14 protein-coding genes are annotated in these 20323 nt (G+C 38.0%); 1 reads left to right on the top strand and 13 read right to left on the bottom strand.

The features are described from left to right. Window positions 1-831 precede the first annotated feature (831 nt). From ccoS to ettA, 7 genes are all read right to left on the bottom strand, one after another. A complete protein-coding gene (ccoS, locus tag G7B18_RS08745) occupies window positions 832-1005 on the bottom strand; it encodes a cbb3-type cytochrome oxidase assembly protein CcoS (RefSeq protein WP_164108567.1) in 174 nt (57 codons plus the stop codon). Window positions 1006-1015: 10 nt separating this feature from the next. Then, window positions 1016-3409: a heavy metal translocating P-type ATPase gene (locus tag G7B18_RS08740; RefSeq protein ID WP_164108568.1), complete on the bottom strand. Its 2394-nt coding sequence runs from the start codon at window positions 3407-3409 to the stop codon at window positions 1016-1018. An 11-nt stretch (window positions 3410-3420) separates the two neighbouring features. Then, on the bottom strand, window positions 3421-4785 hold the full coding sequence (gene hemN, locus G7B18_RS08735; RefSeq protein ID WP_164108569.1) for an oxygen-independent coproporphyrinogen III oxidase: 1365 nt from the start codon (window positions 4783-4785) through the stop codon (window positions 3421-3423). Beyond that, entirely contained in the window at window positions 4782-5213 is a 432-nt protein-coding gene (locus G7B18_RS08730; RefSeq protein ID WP_164108570.1) for a lactate dehydrogenase, read from the bottom strand. The genes hemN and G7B18_RS08730 overlap by 4 nt, the downstream gene beginning before the upstream one ends. A 139-nt stretch (window positions 5214-5352) precedes the next feature. Further along, complete coding sequence (locus G7B18_RS08725) at window positions 5353-6414, bottom strand: response regulator (protein WP_164108571.1); 1062 nt, start codon at window positions 6412-6414, stop codon at window positions 5353-5355. Between the two features lie 16 nt (window positions 6415-6430). Then, entirely contained in the window at window positions 6431-7621 is a 1191-nt protein-coding gene (locus tag G7B18_RS08720) for a PAS domain-containing sensor histidine kinase (protein WP_164108572.1), read from the bottom strand. Next, the gene (gene ettA, locus G7B18_RS08715) at window positions 7622-9304 is read right to left on the bottom strand and encodes an energy-dependent translational throttle protein EttA (protein WP_164108573.1); all 1683 of its coding nucleotides are present in this window, start codon (window positions 9302-9304) and stop codon (window positions 7622-7624) included. It lies immediately after the preceding gene. A 254-nt stretch (window positions 9305-9558) separates the two neighbouring features. Between ettA and G7B18_RS08710 the strand changes: the two genes are divergently transcribed. Then, window positions 9559-12102, top strand: a complete 2544-nt coding sequence (locus G7B18_RS08710; protein ID WP_164108574.1) for an ATP-dependent Clp protease ATP-binding subunit — start codon at window positions 9559-9561, stop codon at window positions 12100-12102. A 52-nt stretch (window positions 12103-12154) separates the two neighbouring features. On the opposite strand, the gene G7B18_RS08705 is transcribed toward G7B18_RS08710, so the two are convergent. The 6 genes from G7B18_RS08705 to G7B18_RS08675 all read right to left on the bottom strand — a co-directional run bounded on the left by G7B18_RS08705 (window position 12155) and on the right by G7B18_RS08675 (window position 20276). Then, a complete protein-coding gene (locus G7B18_RS08705) occupies window positions 12155-13438 on the bottom strand; it encodes a DUF3472 domain-containing protein (protein ID WP_164108575.1) in 1284 nt (427 codons plus the stop codon). A 190-nt stretch (window positions 13439-13628) separates the two neighbouring features. Further along, window positions 13629-14648: an N-acetyl-gamma-glutamyl-phosphate reductase gene (gene argC / locus G7B18_RS08700; RefSeq protein ID WP_164108576.1), complete on the bottom strand. Its 1020-nt coding sequence runs from the start codon at window positions 14646-14648 to the stop codon at window positions 13629-13631. A gap of 85 nt (window positions 14649-14733) precedes the next feature. Then, window positions 14734-15921 (bottom strand): argininosuccinate synthase, encoded by a 1188-nt coding sequence (argG, locus tag G7B18_RS08695; protein ID WP_164108577.1) that lies wholly within the window; start codon window positions 15919-15921, stop codon window positions 14734-14736. An 83-nt stretch (window positions 15922-16004) separates the two neighbouring features. Then, window positions 16005-16721, bottom strand: a complete 717-nt coding sequence (locus G7B18_RS08690) for a GNAT family N-acetyltransferase (RefSeq protein ID WP_164122373.1) — start codon at window positions 16719-16721, stop codon at window positions 16005-16007. An 837-nt stretch (window positions 16722-17558) separates the two neighbouring features. Next, window positions 17559-18137, bottom strand: a complete 579-nt coding sequence (locus G7B18_RS08680; protein WP_164122372.1) for a YceI family protein — start codon at window positions 18135-18137, stop codon at window positions 17559-17561. Window positions 18138-18158: 21 nt separating this feature from the next. Beyond that, window positions 18159-20276, bottom strand: a complete 2118-nt coding sequence (locus G7B18_RS08675; protein ID WP_240452809.1) for a S9 family peptidase — start codon at window positions 20274-20276, stop codon at window positions 18159-18161. Window positions 20277-20323 lie beyond the last annotated feature (47 nt).

The raw sequence follows: 20323 nt of genomic DNA, 5'->3' as shown, positions 1-20323 counted from the left end.
CTATTTATGAAAATAGAATTGTCTTTATTATAATTTCTGATTCTAGGACCAAATGGCTGATTTTTTTAACTTTCGTCGTTTCTCAACACTACTCGTTACGTTACATGATCATTTTTTAAAGAACTTTTTTCGCATCCGCTTCGCGCTTCTGCTTTTATGATGCCGGAACAAAATCCGTTATCCTGCTTTTTTCTGTTGCCCTTCGTTTCCGTTGGGACTGCAAAGGTAGGAATCTTTTTCAAACCTCCAAAATAAATGTGAAAATTTATTTCAGCGCCTTTTCTTGTATTCCCGCGTTTAAATAACTTTAAACCCCTCTTTTTTCATGGTCCCGTCCTAAGATCCGACCGTTCCTCCCTTGCGGAGTGGTGCAAAGATAGGATAATTAAACCCATAGTTCCAAAGGATATCCCCATCTATTTTTGAAATAAAACCCTAAAACGCTGGAAATGCGGAGAATAAAATTGAAATGGGATAACCGTAGCTAGGAAAATGGGGCTTTACAAAGTATCGTGTTATATCACTATAGCTATAAAAAGCCCATCTGTATAGAAGTGGTAAGCTAAAAAAAACACGATGGACCACCTTCTCTTTCAGGCCATATTATTACCAAAGGGCAGAGCAATTCTAGGCTTTCCCTCCGATTCCCCTATTTTAACGGAGACACAATAGAGGGAAAACAGAGATTTACCTCTATGAACCCTCTACAAACCCTCTATTATTCCCCTAGAAAATCTCTATAAAATTAGAATATGTATCGGATCTGCTAATAGTTTAGTACAAACAAAAAAGCAATTGATTTAAATATGGAAAAAATAAAATGCGGGCAGTCTATTTTTTATCTTTTGATCCGTCATCCGATTTCACCTCGTCATCAAAAAGAATTCGCACCGAGGGCGTATACGTATCATCATTTTGCCCCGTTTTATTCGCCCAAAAGAATGCGCCTAAAAAAATCAAAGCGATAAAAACACTACAGCCAATTAAGAAAAAAATTATAGACATAATACCAAAGTTAAATAAGATTTCTCTTCTTACCATACCACCTTGTCATTAAACTGGTAAAGGAAATAATTGTCACTGTACTTATGGGCATTAAGATCGCCGCGAATAAAGGAGACATTGTCCCTTGAACAGCAAAACTCAATCCTATGATATTATAAAGTATAGAAATAACAAAACTCATTTTAATAACTTTAACCGTATCTTTACTAAAAGCGAAGAAACTAGGAAGCTTTTCGAACGAGACGCCGTCTAGAATAGCATCACAGCCCGGTGAAAAATTATTGATATCATCAGACACCGCAATCCCAAGGTCTGCTTTACGTAAGGCACCTGCATCGTTTAACCCATCACCAACCATACATACTTGTTGCCCATCCTTCTGCCAATTACTTATTTTCAAAAGCTTATCATTTGGACTCTGGTTAAAAAACAGAGTAGCATTTGACGGAAAGATCAACCGCAAAGCTTCCGCCCTACGCTCATTATCACCAGATATCAAATGTAATCCATAACTATCTTTTAATTTGCCAATTACCTCCGTAAGCCCTTTCCTCCACGATTGTCCCAGTGTAAAAAAACCCTTCACTACACTATTTATCTTTATATATACGACAGAACCTTCGGCATCAGAATGTCTCACACCGGTAAACGATGCACTGCCTACCATTATTTGGCAATCAGAATACCACGCTGATTGCCCTTTACCAGCAAACTCTTCATACCCATTTATTGGCAGAACAGCACACAGACCTAACCATTTGATTATTTCTCTGCTTAAAGGATGATTTGAATTTCGACACAATGTATATACCAAATCTCTTTCCATTTTAGATAGGGCTCCTTCGAAATACATAGTAGAAGCTTTGGGAGAAGATATTGTACCAGTTTTATCAAACACAACCGTATCAATAGCAGCCATCTGTTCAATAGCAGATGTATTTTTGATATACATTTTATTTTTATCAAATATACTCAACGCTGCGCTCAACGTAAAAGGAGAACTTAAAGCCAACGCACATGGACAAGCAATTATAAGTACAGCCGTAAATGCTGCCCATGCCCTATCTGTAGCTTCTCCTACCAACCAAAATGCAGCTGCAAACATCGCTATTGAAATCAATCCTATGGTGAAATACTTGCTGATTACTCCAACAAAAGTTTCAAATTTTCTTTCATAGGATTTAAAACTCTCATTATTCCACAACTTTGTAAGATAGCTTTGGGAAACAGCTTTTACCACCTCCAACTCAATCACGCCGCCCGTCTGGCGACCTCCAGCGTACACGACTTCGCCGAGGATCTTTTCCACTGCATCACTTTCTCCCGTCACGAAACTAAAATCAACAAATGCATCACCTTTAAGCAGAATAGCATCTGCAGGAATAATTTCATTGTTTCGTACTAGAATTCGTTCTCCAACTTTAAGATTCCCTATTGGAGTAGGTTTTTCCTTACCTTCTGTCAACACGGTGACAGCCACAGGAAAATAGGACCTATAATCCCTTTCGAAGGAAATATGATAATAGGTTCTTTCCTGCACCCATTTACCAATTAAAATAAAAAAGACCAAGCTACATAGGGTATCTATAAAACCAGCCCCAGTTTGGGTTAAAATTTCGAACGCGGATCGAAAAAAAAGAACAAAGATACCGAGCGCTAAAGGTACATCAAGATTCAATCTTTTCTGCTTTAAACTATACCAAGCTGATTTAAAATAATCGGAAGCACTGTACAACAAAACAGGTAAACCAAATGCTAAATTCATATAACCAAAGAAATTAGCATATTCCCTTTCAAAATCTGCCATCCCGAAATACTCTGGAAAACTAATCATCATAGAGTTTCCAAAGCAAAAACCTGCAACAGTAATCTTTCCGATCAAACCATTTTGATTAACCTTATTCCCTTCCTTTACAACATCCTGTAAGGTAATCTTTGGATCGTACCCGATATTGTGAAGAAGCTGAACAACTTCCTTCAGTGAAATCTCTTGTTTATTAAATGTAATACTGGCCTGCTTTTTCATAAAATCTACCTTCGCGGATTTTATGGCAGTATTCAGCTTAAACAAATTTTCAAGTAACCAAATACAAGAACTACAATGAATAGCCGGCACATAAAATGTAATAATCGTGATGTGATCGTCCTGATAATCGACTAATCTTGAGACAATATTAGGCTCGTCTAAATAATTTAGATCTTCCTTATGTCCATTTTGAGATTTACCAGGATGCGTATTGTATTTATAATAACTCTGAAGGTCGTTTTCTTTTAAAATTTGATATACGGTCTGACAGCCTAAACAACAGAACTGATGCTCATTCAAAATATAGGAGGTCTGTTCCACTAAATCACCACAATGATAGCATTTGGTTTTAGTGATCAAACTACTTTGCTCTGCCATAAAAAATATTTTTAAATTGCTTGACTAAACAAATTATCTCTTTCTTTTGTTTTTTGCAACCTTTCATCAAAAGCCATACAAACATTTCTTAGAAAAGACTTACCCAAATCAGTGATTCTTATTTCCGAATCCTCCGCCAGCACCAATCCATCATTAATCAAAGGAACTAATCTTTTTTTGATTTTATCATCTATTTCTATATTTCCATTTAGAATCACTTTTCCTTTACACATCATATCTAAAATATATGTGCGAATGATCAAATCCTCTTCATTAAGAAGATGTCCTTTAAACACCGGCAATTCGTTTGCATTAATTTTAGCATGATATTCTTCTACAGTCTTCACATTCTGCGCGAATGCGCTCCACGAATCACTAATCGAAGAAACACCTAAACCAATCATCAGGGGAGTATATCTATCCGCATATCCCATAAAATTACGATGTAAAGTTCCGCTTTGGGAGGCCAAAAATAAAGCGTCATCTTTTTTTGCAAAATGATCCATACCGACATCCTCGTATCCGGCAGCTTGAATCATCTCTTTACCTTTTTTATATAACTCAAGCTTATCTTCTCCATCTGGTAGATCATGCTCGGTAAACTTTCTTTGCCCCGGCTTTATCCAAGGTACATGCGCGTAGCTGTAAAAGGAAATCCTCTCTGGCAGCATTTCCAACGAAATTTCAATAGTTTTCAAGACAGACGCTAAGGTCTGTAAAGGCAATCCGTAGATTAAGTCAAAATTAATTGATTCGTAACCAATAGCTCTCGCTACGCGCATCACTTGCTGCACATCCTCAACAGTCTGATGTCGATTTATTATTGCTTGAACCTTCTCGTCAAAATCCTGAATACCAAGGCTAAGCCTCCTAAAGCCTAAATTATATAATGTATGTAGATGCTCATCCGTCGTATTTGCGGGGTGAGCTTCAAATGAAAATGATGCATTTTCACTTTTCTCATTTCCATGCAGAATCCCTTCAATCAACCTCTTCAGATTATTAGGGGTAAAGAAAGTTGGTGTCCCCCCACCTAAATGTATCTCACTAATTGTCAACACCTCAGAACCCAACACCTTTCTATACATCTTCCATTCGCTCAATAACGAAGTAATATAAGGATCCTCTACGTTATGATTCTTAGTAATACGTGTATTACAACCACAATACGTACAAAGGCTTTCGCAATAAGGCAAATGAATATAAATACTTATGCCTTGATCTTTTGATTCTTCATAACGACTTTTTACATGAAACCGCCAGTCCGACTCATTGAAGTCTTCATTCTGCCAAAACGGTACCGTCGGGTAACTCGTATACCGAGGAGCCGCAACATTGTATTTAGAGATCAACACGTTTTTGCTTTCTACACTCATAATCGATTATTAATATCATTTTTGCTGTCACAATTAAATGAACAATAGCAGGCATCGCCTAAGCATGTTTTTTTATCCCAATTATTGAGATTGACGATCGTCTGCATTGCAATATTTTCAGGGGATTTATCCTCAGAAGGTGTATTAGCCACGTGTAACTTGAGTACAGAAGCATAAGGAATATCAATATGGTCTAAGGTTGTAGATCGGGTTATTATTTTCTTGACTCCTATTTTCCATAACGCATCAAGCAAAGATCTATCCAGTAAATCCCGCTCAGAAACAATGACTACTTCTTTACCTTCCGCATAATGAATCGTATTTAAGTTAAGTCCATTTGAAATCAGGGTAAGATCATGCACTTTAGCGTTCGCCTTCGCAAGTAGTTCCTTCTCGAATTCTATTATATTATATGCAACAACTCTCATTGATTCATTCATGGTATAACACTCCAAATCTAGCAGTAGTTCTGCACTTTACGAATGCAACTCATCAAGCAAATAAATGATTTTTGTCACTTATTGTACAAAAAAGAAAAGCGGCCATTTTTTCTAATGGCCGCTGTTACTATTTTATTTTCTTCAATCTATTAATAGACAATATTCGAATCGCTGTTCGCTCTTTAATTATTATCCCTTCGTCTTTGAGCTCTGCGAGAATACGACTCACTGTTTCATTTGCTGTTCCGGCAAAGGCGGCAAGATCTTCTCTGGAAATACGTACCAGTACTTCGTCATCACTCTCATTAGCCCTACTTTTCAATGCTATTTGAGTCAAAGCATTGGCGACCCGCTTTCTAACACTATCATAAGCAAATCCCAACATTTGCTCTTCTTTCTCTTTAATATCACCCGATAGCATTTTTATGAATTTATTTGCAATACCAGGTTTGCTGTACAGCAATTCAAAGAAACTGTCCTTAGTAATCAAAGCAACCTCGGAATCTTCCAAAGAAGCCGTACTTTCGGTATAATTCTCATTCATCAGAATGGATTCATAACCAAAAAAATGACCATCGCCATGGATACCTGTCGATAACTCTCTACCATCCTGATAGTTGAGAAAACTACGAACCTTACCTTTCACGACATAATACATAAAGACAGGAGAATCATCTGTTTCATAAATGAGCTGTTTCTTCTTGAACATTTTGACCCGCGATTCAGCGACAAGATGTTCTAATAAATAATTCTGTTCATCTTCCTCTAGATCTAAGAACCGATTATTACTCGCGGCGATATTTAGCAAACTTTCCTTTTTCTTTAGCCTGCTTTCTATTGCATTCAATAATTCAATATCATCAAAAGGCTTGACTATATAGTCGTCTGCCCCCATCTCCATCGCCTTGCGCATATCTACACGCTCCGACTTTGCTGTAATAAAGATGAAAGGTATATGCATAGTACTCTCCTGTTTACTTAACATATAAAGAACACCATACCCATCCAGTTCAGGCATCATTATATCACAAAGAATAAGATCAGGATGATGTTTATTCGCTAGTTCGACACCGATCATACCATTCTCCGCAGTGACAATATCATACTCACCCGTGAGTTCCAAAATTTCTGCACTTCCTTCTCTAATCTCTAAATTGTCCTCGATGATTAAAATGGTTCTTTTCTTCATTTATTTTGCTTTAAGCTTAGCGTTTAAATACCATACGAAAAAGTGCCCCCTGATTTATGGCTGACCAATACTCAAGTTCTCCATCCATAAGGCTAATGTATCGTCTTACAATATTAAGTCCTAATCCTGTCCCAGGGATATTACCTGTATTATGCGCTCTAAAGAAAGGTTCGAATAGATTCTTTTGATCTTCAACAGGGATCCCTATTCCATTATCTTTGACCACTATTGTACACATATCTTCTGTAATCTCTGTAGAAAACTCTATAAAAGTATCTTCCCCAGAATATTTTATCGCATTGGATATCAGATTAATAATACTGTTTTTAAGTAAATGGGCGTCCAAAAAAAACTCAGCCTGTGCCCCTGTATGCTGATACACAATATGCTGATTCTTTTTACAGATTAATTGCATTTCACCAGAAATCTCTTCACCTAGATGTACTAGATTTATCTCTTGTTTATTAACAACAACAACACCTGCCTCTAGTTTCTCCAAGGATAAAAAATCATTAAGGATATTATTAAGTAACTGTACTGATCCTTTGATTCGATTAGTGTGCTTTATGACAGCATCAAAGTCTGGTCTTTCAATATACTTGTCAATCAAAGATGCCGAAAGCTGTACCGAACTCAAGGGAGTTCTAAACTCGTGTGATGCCATTGAAACAAAACGAGACTTAAGCTGATTTAATTCCTTTTCCTTTTCCAAAGAATTACTGACATCTGCTTTAGCTTTCTCTAATTCAGACACCAAAGATATCAGATCCTTGGTTCGATGCCTAACGACTTCCTCCAGTTCTAATGTATGCTTCAAAAGTTCATCTTCAGCTTTCTTCTCCTTGGTTAAGTCATGAATAAATCCGGTAAAAATACTTTTGTCTTTGTAAAAGACTTCACTCACAGCGAGACGAAACGGAAAAGTGGTACCATCCTTCTTCTTTCCTCTTACTTCTCGACCTATTCCAATTATTTTCTTTCTTCCTGTTTCTTTGTAATTGGAAATATAACTATCATGGCTACTCCGATCCGGCTCAGGCATCAACATAGATATATTATTGCCAATCACCTCCTCTGCATCATATCCAAATAAAGTTAAAGCGGCTGGATTTATCGTCTCGACAATACCTTTATTATCGATAGTTATAATTCCATCTATTGCCGTCTCTATTATTGCTTCTAATAACCGTGCGGATTCTAGACTCATCTATTTAACCAGTTTTTTGTAACGGATACGTTTGGGACCTACATCCCCTAATCTCTTTTTTCTATTCTCTTCATATTCCGAATAATTCCCTTCATAGAAATAGACTTGTGAATCTCCTTCAAAGGCTAAAATATGGGTACAAATTCGATCTAAGAACCATCTATCGTGCGAGATAACAACAGCACAGCCGCCAAAGTTTTCCAGCCCCTCTTCTAATGCACGTAGTGTATTTACATCAATATCATTTGTGGGCTCATCTAATAATAGAACATTCGACGCCTTTTTCAATGTAATAGCGAGGTGAACCCGATTACGTTCCCCTCCAGACAGTACCCCAACTTTCTTCTGCTGATCCGCACCGTTAAAATTAAATTTTGAAACGTAGGCTCTGGAATTTGTAGAACGATTGCCCAACATAATATTATCATTACCTTCTGTAATGTTTTCCCAAACTGACTTTTCAGGGTCTAAGTCGTTATGCAGCTGATCGACATAGCCCAAAACCACAGTCTCACCGACTTTGAAAGTTCCTGTATCCGGAGTTTCCTGTCCAGTTATTAAACGAAACAACGTTGTCTTTCCAGCTCCATTTGGACCGATGATCCCGACAATACCTGCCGGAGGCAGTGAAAAACTAAGATTTTCAAATAAAATTCGATCTCCATACGCTTTGGATATATTATCTGCCTCTATCACGACATTTCCAAGACGGGGACCAGGAGGAATAAACAACTCTAGCTTCTCTTCTCTTTCCTTAGTCTCCTCAGAAGCTAGTTTTTCATAGTTATGCAGACGCGCTTTGGATTTAGCATGTCTGGCTTTCGGAGCCATACGTACCCACTCTAACTCTCGCTCTAGCGTTTTTTGACGTTTTGATTCTGTCTTTTCCTCTTGTGCTAACCGCTTAGACTTCTGATCCAACCATGAAGAATAATTTCCTTTCCATGGAATACCTTCGCCTCGGTCAAGTTCTAATATCCACCCTGCTACATTATCCAAGAAATATCGATCGTGTGTTACAGCGATGACCGTCCCTTTATAATGTTGCAAATGTTGTTCTAACCAATCAATAGATTCTGCATCCAAATGGTTAGTCGGCTCATCGAGCAATAACACGTCGGGTTCTTGTAATAGTAACCGACAAAGAGCGACTCTACGGCGCTCTCCTCCTGACAAATTGGCAATTTTAGATTCTGGCTCCGGACAGCGAAGCGCGTCCATCGCGCGCTCTAGTTTAGAATCCAATTCCCAAGCATTAGTGGCATCTATTTTGTCCTGTAGTTCGCCCTGTCTAGCTAACAATTTATCCATTTCATCTGGATTCTCATATACTTCAGGCAAACCAAAACGATCATTAATCTCTTCATATTCTTTCAGAATCGCTGTAATCTCTGCTACACCTTCTTCTACAATCTCTTTCACCGTCTTCTCCAAGTCCAATTCTGGTTCCTGTGCTAAATAACCAACCGAATATCCTGGAGAAAAGACCACCTCTCCTTGGAAGGATTTATCCAGTCCTGCAATAATTTTCAAAAGAGATGATTTACCTGATCCATTGAGACCTATAACACCGATTTTGGCACCATAGAAAAATGATAGATATATATTTTTTAGAACCTGCTTTTGGGGTGGGTAAATTTTATTTACACCAGCCATTGAAAAAATTATTTTTTCGTCTGACATATCTTTTTAGACCTAAACTTTTATATTTTTATTTTTATGCATCAAAGATACCAAATTCGCAACGAATTGTGAAACACTGTAGCTATACTATACATCAAAACGTTATATATCAACGAACGTATCCTGCCATTTTGGCTTCATCTCTCTGTGGCTTGATTGTTGATAATTTATAGAAAATAATAGGTCGGGATTTACATTTATTTCATACATTTATAAAAGTCCTAACTTAGTTTAAAAGAAAGAAAGGTAATTACATGGAAGCAAAATTCTCACCAAGAGTCAAAGATGTGATATCTTATAGCCGAGAAGAAGCATTACGTCTTCGTCATGACTATATAGGCACAGAACATCTATTACTTGGACTTATTCGAGAAGGTGATGGGGTGGCGATAAAAATCCTTAGAAATCTATTAGTAGATACGGCTTCGATCCGTCAGTCTATTGAGGATGCTGTAAAAGGTTCATCGGTATCCAGAGCACCGGTAGGATCAGTCCCGCTAACGAAACAAGCGGAAAAGGTATTGAAGATTACATATCTTGAAGCTAAAATTTTCAAAAGTGACATTATAGGCACCGAACATTTACTGTTGGCTATACTGCGGGACGAAGACAACATCGCCTCACAAATCTTACAACAATTCAATGTGACATACGATTTATTCAAGAATGAAGTAGAACAGAATAAAGCTACGATTACAGATGAAGCTCCTGGGTCGTCTACACCTGATGATGACTATGCAGAAGAAGAAAACTTTTCGGCACCGAAAAAAGTCTCCGATATCAAATCCAAGACTCCAGTTCTTGACAATTTTGGTAGGGATCTAACTCGTGCGGCTGAAGAGGGCAAACTAGATCCTATTGTGGGTCGTGAAAAGGAAATCGAACGTGTATCTCAGATCCTATCTCGTCGTAAGAAAAACAATCCAATTCTTATCGGTGAACCAGGGGTTGGTAAATCAGCAATAGCAGAAGGTCTTGCTCTACGTATTGTACAACGCAAAGTTTCACGTGTATTATTTAATAAACGTGTGGTCACACTAGATCTTGCTTCGCTTGTTGCTGGCACTAAATACAGAGGACAATTTGAAGAGCGTATGAAAGCAGTCATGAATGAGCTTGAAAAATCTCCTGATGTGATCCTATTCATCGATGAGATCCACACAATTGTAGGAGCAGGTGGAGCGTCAGGCTCGCTAGATGCTTCAAACATGTTTAAGCCAGCACTAGCTCGTGGTGAAATCCAATGTATCGGAGCGACAACACTGGATGAATACCGTCAATTTATAGAAAAAGATGGGGCTCTCGATAGGCGATTCCAAAAGGTGATGATCGAGCCTGCTTCTCATGATGAGACTATTGAAATCCTCAACAGAATAAAAGACAAATATGAAGAACATCATAACGTCAATTATACGCCAGAAGCATTAGAAGCTTGTGTCACGTTAACAACTCGATATATTACAGATCGTTTTTTACCGGACAAAGCCATTGATGCTCTTGATGAAGCGGGATCTCGTGTACATCTTACCAATATCCATGTTCCCCAATCTATCATTGATATTGAAGAGAAAATCGAAGAGATTAAAGTCGAAAAGAACAAAGTTGTCCGCTCTCAAAAGTATGAGGAAGCAGCAAAGCTTCGGGATACAGAAAAGAAACTGTTAGAAGAACTGGACAAGGAGAAGGCGGCATGGGAGGCTGAAACCAAAAGTAAACGTTATACGGTTACAGAAGACAATGTAGCCGAAGTAGTTTCTATGATGACAGGTATCCCTGTGCAACGGGTAAGTCAAACTGATAGTCAAAAATTACTGAACATGGGTGAGTCCATGAAAGGACGAATTATAGGTCAGGATGATGCTGTTCATAAATTGGTCAAAGCAATACAACGAACACGCGCAGGATTGAAAGACCCTAAAAAGCCTATCGGTTCCTTCATCTTTTTGGGGCCTACCGGTGTCGGTAAAACAGAACTTGCTAAAGAATTAGCTCGGTTTATGTTTGATTCTGAAGATTCTTTGATTCAGGTCGACATGAGTGAATACATGGAGAAATTTGCCGTATCTAGGTTAGTTGGGGCGCCTCCAGGATATGTAGGTTATGAAGAAGGAGGGCAACTTACAGAGAAAGTCCGCCGTAAACCGTATTCCGTTGTATTATTAGACGAAATAGAAAAGGCCCATCCCGATGTCTTCAATCTTCTTCTCCAAGTACTTGATGAAGGACAGCTGACGGATAGTCTAGGTCGGAAAGTTGACTTCAGAAATACGATTATTATCATGACTTCTAATATTGGAGTCCGTCAATTAAAAGAGTTTGGTCAAGGGGTTGGGTTTACAACTGCTGCAAAGGAGAATCAAGCAGATTCGCATTCTAGAGGTGTCATAGAAACAGCCTTAAAACGCGCATTTGCTCCTGAGTTTTTAAATCGTATCGATGATGTGATTGTTTTCAATTCACTAACGAAAGAAAATATTTTCAAGATTATCGATATTGAATTGAGATCCCTCTTTGGGCGTATAGAGGCACTAGGGCATTCCATTAACCTAACGAACAAAGCTAAAGAGTTTATTGCCGAAAAGGGCTATGATACTAACTTTGGTGCGCGTCCATTGAAACGAGCAATACAAAAGTATCTTGAAGATCCAATTGCTGAAGAAATCCTCAAAGGAGAACTTAAAGCTAATGCTGTGATTATGGTAGATCTCGATGAAGAGAAAAAAGAAATCGTAGTTAAAGGAGGTAATTCTGGGGACAGTTCTGTCTCATCAGATGTAAGCGAAGAAAACGAAAAATAAACGTTAAGTTCAAATAAAAAAACCTGGCCTCTCGGTCAGGTTTTTTTATTTATTAAGGCAGTTTATTGAAATCTATCACAGGAACAGTTCCTTTTCCTATCGCATCAAATTTACTACCAGGACTTACAATCTCACTAAAAAAACCACCGTTCTTGAGATAAAACCCTTCTTTTGTGACGCCACCGGTCGCATCTATCCGTTGCCTTTTCGTATATGTATTATCCACCGTAAACCGAGCCCTTTCGATAGGCTTCCACGTTTTATCAGCATAGTACCATTGGTTTTTATAAATTACTCTTCTCCCAAGATACCCTTGATTAGGATCAAAGTTTTCTAAGAAACTATGAAATCGCTTCAAATGGCTATCGGTCTGTGGACGCTTAAAACTTGCAATCAGCTTCCATTCATTTACTTCAGGAGCAAAAAACCAAGCTGTAAAATCTGTATTTCCCATTCCATCGGGACTACCTTTTAATAAAAACCTATAAGTATTTCCAGCTTTCCAATTATACTTAAGATAGCTTTGTCCTCCCGAGCCTTCATTTCCAAACTCTCCTGTATGCACCGAAGCACCCTTTTTCAACAGTCTTATCTTATGGTCCTCCGGTATTGATTTCGGATCATCCGTCTCGAATGGACTCCATACAGAAAATAAAACACGTCTTTCTGAAGCTGAATTCACTTGAATACCAAAATATCCTTGTGCAAACCCTACAGCCATAAAGTATGATCCAATTTTATCTTCACCTACAGGGATCTTCATTTCGTTATAATAATAGCTCACAGTCTCACTTTCAGGCACCTCATATCCCATATGACAGGAAGGCCCCCTCCTACTCCAATAATAGAAACTAGGGTCATCTGAGAAAATTACCCCTTGCTGGACCGCAGAACCTGAAACAATAAGATGGCTCACCTCTGCCTGACCTTCCAATCCCTTTAGATCGAGATGGAGATATCCGGGTTCTTTGACCTTAAAAGTACCTAAATCGATATCCTTGAATTCTTCTTTATCAATGACGACGTGGTTTTTATTTTTTAAAAACACTATTCCTAATTGGGCTATTGATGACCCTATTTTTCTTCCCCGTAGTTTTATTTGAATATCGCCCTTTCCAAGTACTTTAAAATACGTACTTGTAATACGAGAATCTCCTGATACAATAAATGCAGTTTCCCTTCCGACCCTTGACTTCCCTGGACTTTCGCCTATTTGAAAGGCGTTACCAGCTAATGCTACTTCATAGGGTTTTGTAGTTTGTGCCCAGATTTCGAGGCAAAAACTACACAAAAGAAAAGTAAGAAAGTAAAAAATAGACTTTGTGTTCTTCATCATTAAATATTAACTAAATTAAAATTTTTGAATTGGTTGATTCAGTATTACTCCCTAAAAATATCGTAATCAAAGCATACTATAAAAGATCTGACAACGATCAAACGTTTGTCAAACAGGAATGTTACGATAAAAAAAAGGCAGGTTTCCTAATCCTAGAAACCTGCCTTTGATATTATATTCTTTTGCAGATTTAAAAACCTACCGATTTAAGGTTTAATCCAGCTCTCTCGCTTAATCCAAACATAAGATTCATATTCTGAACAGCTTGACCAGATGCACCTTTTAACAAGTTGTCCGTAGCATTTACAATAAGCAGCTTATCACCATGCTTTTCGAGATGAAGAATACTTTTATTGGTATTGACAACTTGCTTTAGATCGATGTTGACACGTGAAACAATGGTAAATGGGTGCTCCTGATAAAAATTTTCGTAATATGAATAGGCTTCTTCTTCTGTCAAATCTGCATCGACATAAATACTTGAAAAGATACCCCTGGGAAAAGCTCCACGTAATGGCACAAAATTAATACGTTTTGCTGCTCGATCCATTAATGTCCTATCTGAATCTTCTATAAAACCTTTTTGCAACTGATTTAACGACTCAGAAATTTCTTGCAGATGTTGATGCTCAAAAGACTTATATGCTGAAAGATTTCCCGATCTCCAAGAGAAATGGGAAGTAGCGCCTGGTTTCTGTCCAGCTCCAGTAGACCCGGTAGTCGCCGTGATATGAACTTGCGCTGGCAATAGACTGTGAGCAGCCAAAGGCAAAAGTGCCAGTTGAATATTAGTTGCAAAACAACCTGGATTAGCCACATAATGAGCAGACCGTATGGCATCACGATTTAACTCAGGCAGTCCATATATAAATTGTTGCCCTTGATATATTGAGTTAGCTTTAAGACGGTAATCTTGTGACAGATCAATTATCTTCACCTTAGACGCAACCGTATTTGATTCCAGAAACTTACGCGCATCTCCATGACCAACACACAAGAATAACACATCTATTTCCGAATGAAAATCAGTAGTGAAGTATAGCTCTGTATCCCCCAAAAGGTCATTGTGCACCTCATATATTTTCTTACCAGCATTTGATCCGCTATTTGCAAATACAATATCCACATGGGGATGATAGATAAGGATCCGTAAGAGCTCTCCTCCTGTATAGCCTGCAGATCCGACGATGCCTACTTTAATTTTTTCCATAAAATATGTTTTCTATCTAAAAAAAAGGGCACTACGTACAAAACGTGGCACCCATTTTCTTTATTAATACAATCTATTGATTGTCTTAACCCTTTTGGTTTACTTTGTGCCAAATAATAGTTTGATTCCCAAATATCTTTGAGAATCCTTTTACGTCATCCCCTGTATAACCTTCATTCATCTCACCATAACTACCAAACTCATTATTCATCAAATCATGTGAAGATTCAATACCCACAATCACAAATCGATATGGATGTAATTCCACAATAACCCGTCCCGTAACGGTACTCTGTGAAGAGGACAAAAATGCCTCTATATCACGCATTACAGGATCGTGCATTTGCCCTTCATGCATCCAGTTGCCATAAAAACCCGAGATTTGATCTTTCCAGGCCAGCTGCCATTTTGTTAACGTATGCTTTTCCAAGGTATGATGTGCCTTTACCAAAATGATAGGTCCAGCTGCTTCAAAACCGACCCTTCCCTTGATCCCTATGATAGTATCACCAACATGGATATCGCGTCCAATACCGTAAGGTTGCGCCATATCCTGTAATTGCTGTATTACAGCCACAGGGCCTATTTTATTTCCATTTAACGCCACAGGCTCACCTTTCTCAAAGTCAATTGTGACTGTTTGAGGAGCAGTAGAAGTGGCCGCAGTAGGCCATGCAGATTCTGGTAGATACTGATTAGATGTTAAGGTCTCTGCACCTCCTACGGAAGTTCCCCAAAGTCCTTTATTAATGGAATATTTTGCTTTTTCCGCACTATAAGGGAAACCGTGATTACCAAGATACTCAATCTCAGCCTCACGTGATAATTTCAAATCTCTAATTGGTGTTATTATCTCTACACCCGGGATCAGCGTATTAAAGATCATATCAAAACGGACCTGATCATTTCCAGCACCCGTAGATCCATGTGCTACGCACTCTGCTCCGATCTTCTTCGCATAATTAGCTATCGCTGTCGCTTGGCAAACACGCTCCGCAGATACCGATAGCGGATAGGTTGCATTTTTCAGTACGTTACCGAAAATCAGGTATTTAATGGTGTCACGATAATAGTCTTGTGTTTCATCAATCGTAGTATGTGATTTTACACCGAGCTCGTATGCACGCGCTTCTATATTCTTTATTTCATCTTCTGAAAAACCACCTGTATTAACTACTACAGAGTGAACTTCCATACCTAAATCCCTAGAAAGATAAATACAGCAAAACGATGTATCTAAACCTCCACTGAATGCTAAAACTACTTTTTTCATCTAATAAATATTTGTGAGTGCTTATTAAAAAAACGGCATAAATGCGTTCTTCACACTCGTTTTGTGTTTAAGAGGGTATCAATTCAAAATCCCTTTACTGGCTTCCTGCCCAAAGGGAATAACATAACAAGCATTTTACGTGTCGATTTCCACAATTTCGCTTCAATACGCTTCAATAAAGATTGCTTTTTCGAAATACGGTCTAGTCGCTCCTTTGCTTCTGCTTTACGTTGTATCTTTTCTTTCAATTCCTTTTCTTTTTCAACAGGATCCCACAACATCGCTGTACACATACAATTTTTACGATCTTTACTCATCAATATATCGTAATTTATACAACTTTGGCAACCTTTCCAAAATTCTTCATCTTGCGTTAATTCAGAATACGTTACGGGTTCATAGCCTAGGTCGGAATTAATTTTCATCACTGCTAGTCCTGTTGTCAATCCAAATATTTTCGAATTGGGGTACTTCTCCCGAGATAGTTCGAATACTCGTTTTTTAATTGACTTTGCTAATCCCACTTTGCGAAAAATAGGATTCACAATGAGTCCAGAATTCGCGACATAATCGCCGTGTCCCCAAGTCTCAATATAACAAAACCCCGCCCAAGTACCATCTTTATGCAAAGCTATGACAGCCTTGCCTTCATTCATTTTCATAGCCACATATTCGGGCTTACGACGGGCAATACCTGTACCCCGAGCCTTTGCAGACTCAAACATTTCATCACAGATCTGCTCGGCATACCTAACATGGTCTGCCATAGCTGGGATAATTAAAAAATCTGAAATTGTCATCTTAAGATGTCGACCTAAAAATTAATACACTAAACGTGCGCTAAAAGTAATAACCAAGGATTAAGAAATTCATCGAGCCAGATGAATTTACCATTAATAGAATTTTCCTGCCTCTTGTATCAAGCTCGAGGCAGAATAGGTCGTCGGAATCGGAGAATTGGACAGTTTAATGTAATACGTCCGGTCATAACCATAACAACAAACTTTTTGAAAGTTTGTTCCATGCTATTTATATGCCCTTTTTTATTATACATTTAAACTCTTGTGTTTATTTCTTATATCTGACCCTGCAAAAGTAAAGAATTATTTTTTTCTTTTATGTAAGAAGATTGCAGTTTTTTTTTGAAAAACATCACTTTTAATTTCAATGACACAAAAACTATCAATAAGACTGCAAAATCCTTGAAATGTTTAAAATACAAAACAAAAAAAATAAAAATCTAGATTTTGGGATTCTATTTGACTTCTCTTTTCAAATAGCGTATTTTTGCACCTGAACATATTAATTAGCTATGGTAGGCCCAAGTATCATTTTTTACATTTTATTTGCTGTTCCTTATATTTTCGTGATGTATTGGTTGGTTAAACAAGATAAACGCAAATACGCGTGGGGGCTCGCGATAGTGACCTTAATTGCAATTCTGGGCATTTACGTATCACAAAAAGCCAGTAAAAATGCAATCGAAAATTATAGACAACATCAAATTGATGCTAGAGAACAAGAGTCTGAAAATGCAACAGATTCTTTAAAGAATAGAAAATAACAACTACTTTTCGATAAACTAGAACAGGAGTGCTGGATAAAATATCCCGCACTCCTGTTTTTATTATTCTAAATTATTTCTTTTCGGCGATAATCGAAATATCCAGCACAAAATGGTCTTCAATAGCCTTATCCCCTAAACTTGTGAATATGGATCCAGAATTATACTGTATTCCATATTGAGTCCGATCCACTTTTACGCCAGATACTTTTGCTTCTACCCTATTTTTATGGGTTAAAATCGTTGCCGGAAATGTTATGGCTTTTGTAATACCCTTGATCGTCATATTTCCAGTAATCATAGATTTACCATTTTCTGATTTAACATTCGTAATCACAAATTTAGCCGTAGGATATTTCTCTACATCAAAAAAATCTTCATTTTTCAAATGACTGATCAATCGACTTGAAGCGGTAGAAGAGGCTATTGTATTCGTACTCAAAACAAACTCCCCTGCAGTCAGTCTTTCTCCCTCGAGAATCATCTTACCACTTTGTAGTGATATCGTACCTTCAGTATTTCCCCCAACAATCTTCTTACCCGCCCACTTTACCGTGGATTGGCCTACATTTACAACAAATTCATTCTTCTTTTGCGCTTGTACGGACAGACTAAACGCAACAAATAACAACATTAAAATATTGGCTTGCATTTTTTTAATTTATCTAATTCATCATTTACTAATACCTTCCAATTTTAAGATAAACGCATATTCAAGCGCCTGGTCTTTTAAGTAATCAAATCGTCCTGAAGCGCCCCCATGTCCAAAATCCATATCAGTCTTCAGTAAAATAACACTATTTCCTGTATGAGCTGTGCGCAAACGAGCCACCCACTTTGCAGGTTCAAAATACTGAACTTGGCTATCATGCAATCCAGTTGTTACTAAGAGGTTAGGATAGGCTTTCTCTTCGATATTTTCATAAGGCGAATAAGACTTCATGTAATCGTATGCCTCTTTATTATTAGGATTCCCCCATTCGTCATACTCATTAGTTGTCAATGGTATCGTCTCATCTAGCATTGTGGTAACAACATCGACAAAAGGGACCGCTGCGATTACACCGTTCCATAAATCAGGAGCCATATTAACTACTGCTCCCATCAATAAACCGCCAGCACTTCCTCCTTCAGCATAGAGATGTCCCTTACTGGTATATTTTTGATTAATCAGATACCTTCCGCAGTCGATAAAATCCGTAAAAGTATTTTTCTTCTTCATCAGTTTGCCATCCTCATACCATTGTCTTCCCATTTCTTCTCCACCGCGAATATGGGCTATGGCATAAATAAAACCTCGATCGAGGAGAGATAATCTCGTACTACTGAATGTAGGATCCATAGATGCTCCATACGATCCATAAGCATACAAATAAAGTGGAGCTGATCCATCTTTATTTGTTCCCTTTTTATACACCAGGGATATCGGGACAAGTACGCCGTCCGTGGCTGGAGCAAAGGCACGTTCTGTAATGTAATCATCTACATTATATCCTCCCAATACCTCTTGTTGTTTCAGAAGTATTCTTTCCTTGGTAAGCATGTTATAATCGAAGGTAGATAAAGGCGTAACTAAAGACGTGTATCCATAACGTACGACATCGCTGCTATACTCAACATTGATACTTGGATAAACAGTATAGGCTGCTTCACCAAAATCTAATGCATGATCCTTATTCGTTTTTAGATCCCGTATCGTTAAGTTTGTGAGTCCGTTTTTCCGTGTTGAAATCACCAAAAAGTTTTTAAACTCGTCCAACCCCTCTATGAGCACATCCGATCTATGTGGTATATATTCTTTCCAGTTTTCCTTTGTCGTCTTATCCAATGGGCAGGATACGACTTTAAAATTTTGTGCTCCAGCATTGGTCGTTACCAAAAACCTATCTTCCAATGCTGTAACCGAGTATAAGACATCCTTTTGTCTCTCTTGAAATACCCGGAAAGCACCAGTAGGTTCATCTGCTGACAAGTACCTGACTTCAGTACTCAAAGTCCCTTGAGATTGTATAAAGATATACCGTCCATTCTTTGATTTATTAACCCAAATATAATTTGTATTATCCCTTTCCTGATATACCTCCGCATCCAGTTCACTACTGGTCCCCAATGAATGTCGTTTGATCTTTTCAGACAAAAGCGTTATAGGATGAATCTTTGTATAAAATATTGTTTTATTATCGGATGCCCAGACAGCACTACCGGTCGTATTAGAAATCCTATCCGTAAGCAACTCACCTGTTTCTAGATTTTTAATATGAATTACATATTCCCTTCTAGAAACAGTATCTACTCCATAAGCCAAAAACTTGTTATCAGGGCTTACAGCTAGTCCCGAAACGGCATAATAAGCCATTCCTTTTGCCATCTCATCGACATCCAACAAGACTTCCTCTTTACCGTCAAGTCCACCTTTTTTTCGACAAAACTTATAGTATTGTCTCCCCTCCTCTGTGCGTCGGTAATAATAATAACCATTCTCCAAGTAAGGTACAGATTCGTCTTTCTCTTTAATTCTGGACTTCATCTCGTTGAATAACTTCTCTTGTAATGGTTCCGTACTTTTCAACATGAGGGCTGTATAATCGTTCTCTTGTTTTAAATACTTAATAACCGCAGATGAGTCTGCTCCTTTTTTGAAATAGTCATTCAGCCAATAATAGTTATCAACCACGGTGTCTCCGTGCACAATTCTAGTATAAGGTTTTATTTCTGCTACAGGAGCTTGAATATCGGGCCAAGTTACTGTACTAACGGTATCTGCTTGTGGGGCACAAGATGCTGCTGCCATACTTAATATTATTATGTAATTATTTATTTTTCTCACCATAGACCTAT

This window comes from Sphingobacterium sp. xlx-130, from assembly GCF_011007405.1.
Lineage (GTDB): Bacteria > Bacteroidota > Bacteroidia > Sphingobacteriales > Sphingobacteriaceae > Sphingobacterium > Sphingobacterium luzhongxinii.
This window is presented reverse-complemented; position numbering and strand designations above follow the sequence as displayed.

What these genes read in the sequence shown, in the direction of transcription:
- ccoS (WP_164108567.1), bottom strand. Translation starts at nt 1,005, where the DNA reads ATGTCTATAATTTTTTTCTTAATTGGCTGTAGTGTTTTTATCGCTTTG.
- G7B18_RS08740 (WP_164108568.1), bottom strand. Translation starts at nt 3,409, where the DNA reads ATGGCAGAGCAAAGTAGTTTGATCACTAAAACCAAATGCTATCATTGT.
- hemN (WP_164108569.1), bottom strand. Translation starts at nt 4,785, where the DNA reads ATGAGTGTAGAAAGCAAAAACGTGTTGATCTCTAAATACAATGTTGCG.
- G7B18_RS08730 (WP_164108570.1), bottom strand. Translation starts at nt 5,213, where the DNA reads ATGAGAGTTGTTGCATATAATATAATAGAATTCGAGAAGGAACTACTT.
- G7B18_RS08725 (WP_164108571.1), bottom strand. Translation starts at nt 6,414, where the DNA reads ATGAAGAAAAGAACCATTTTAATCATCGAGGACAATTTAGAGATTAGA.
- G7B18_RS08720 (WP_164108572.1), bottom strand. Translation starts at nt 7,621, where the DNA reads ATGAGTCTAGAATCCGCACGGTTATTAGAAGCAATAATAGAGACGGCA.
- ettA (WP_164108573.1), bottom strand. Translation starts at nt 9,304, where the DNA reads ATGTCAGACGAAAAAATAATTTTTTCAATGGCTGGTGTAAATAAAATT.
- G7B18_RS08710 (WP_164108574.1), top strand. Translation starts at nt 9,559, where the DNA reads ATGGAAGCAAAATTCTCACCAAGAGTCAAAGATGTGATATCTTATAGC.
- G7B18_RS08705 (WP_164108575.1), bottom strand. Translation starts at nt 13,438, where the DNA reads ATGATGAAGAACACAAAGTCTATTTTTTACTTTCTTACTTTTCTTTTG.
- argC (WP_164108576.1), bottom strand. Translation starts at nt 14,648, where the DNA reads ATGGAAAAAATTAAAGTAGGCATCGTCGGATCTGCAGGCTATACAGGA.
- argG (WP_164108577.1), bottom strand. Translation starts at nt 15,921, where the DNA reads ATGAAAAAAGTAGTTTTAGCATTCAGTGGAGGTTTAGATACATCGTTT.
- G7B18_RS08690 (WP_164122373.1), bottom strand. Translation starts at nt 16,721, where the DNA reads ATGACAATTTCAGATTTTTTAATTATCCCAGCTATGGCAGACCATGTT.
- G7B18_RS08680 (WP_164122372.1), bottom strand. Translation starts at nt 18,137, where the DNA reads ATGCAAGCCAATATTTTAATGTTGTTATTTGTTGCGTTTAGTCTGTCC.
- G7B18_RS08675 (WP_240452809.1), bottom strand. Translation starts at nt 20,276, where the DNA reads ATGGCAGCAGCATCTTGTGCCCCACAAGCAGATACCGTTAGTACAGTA.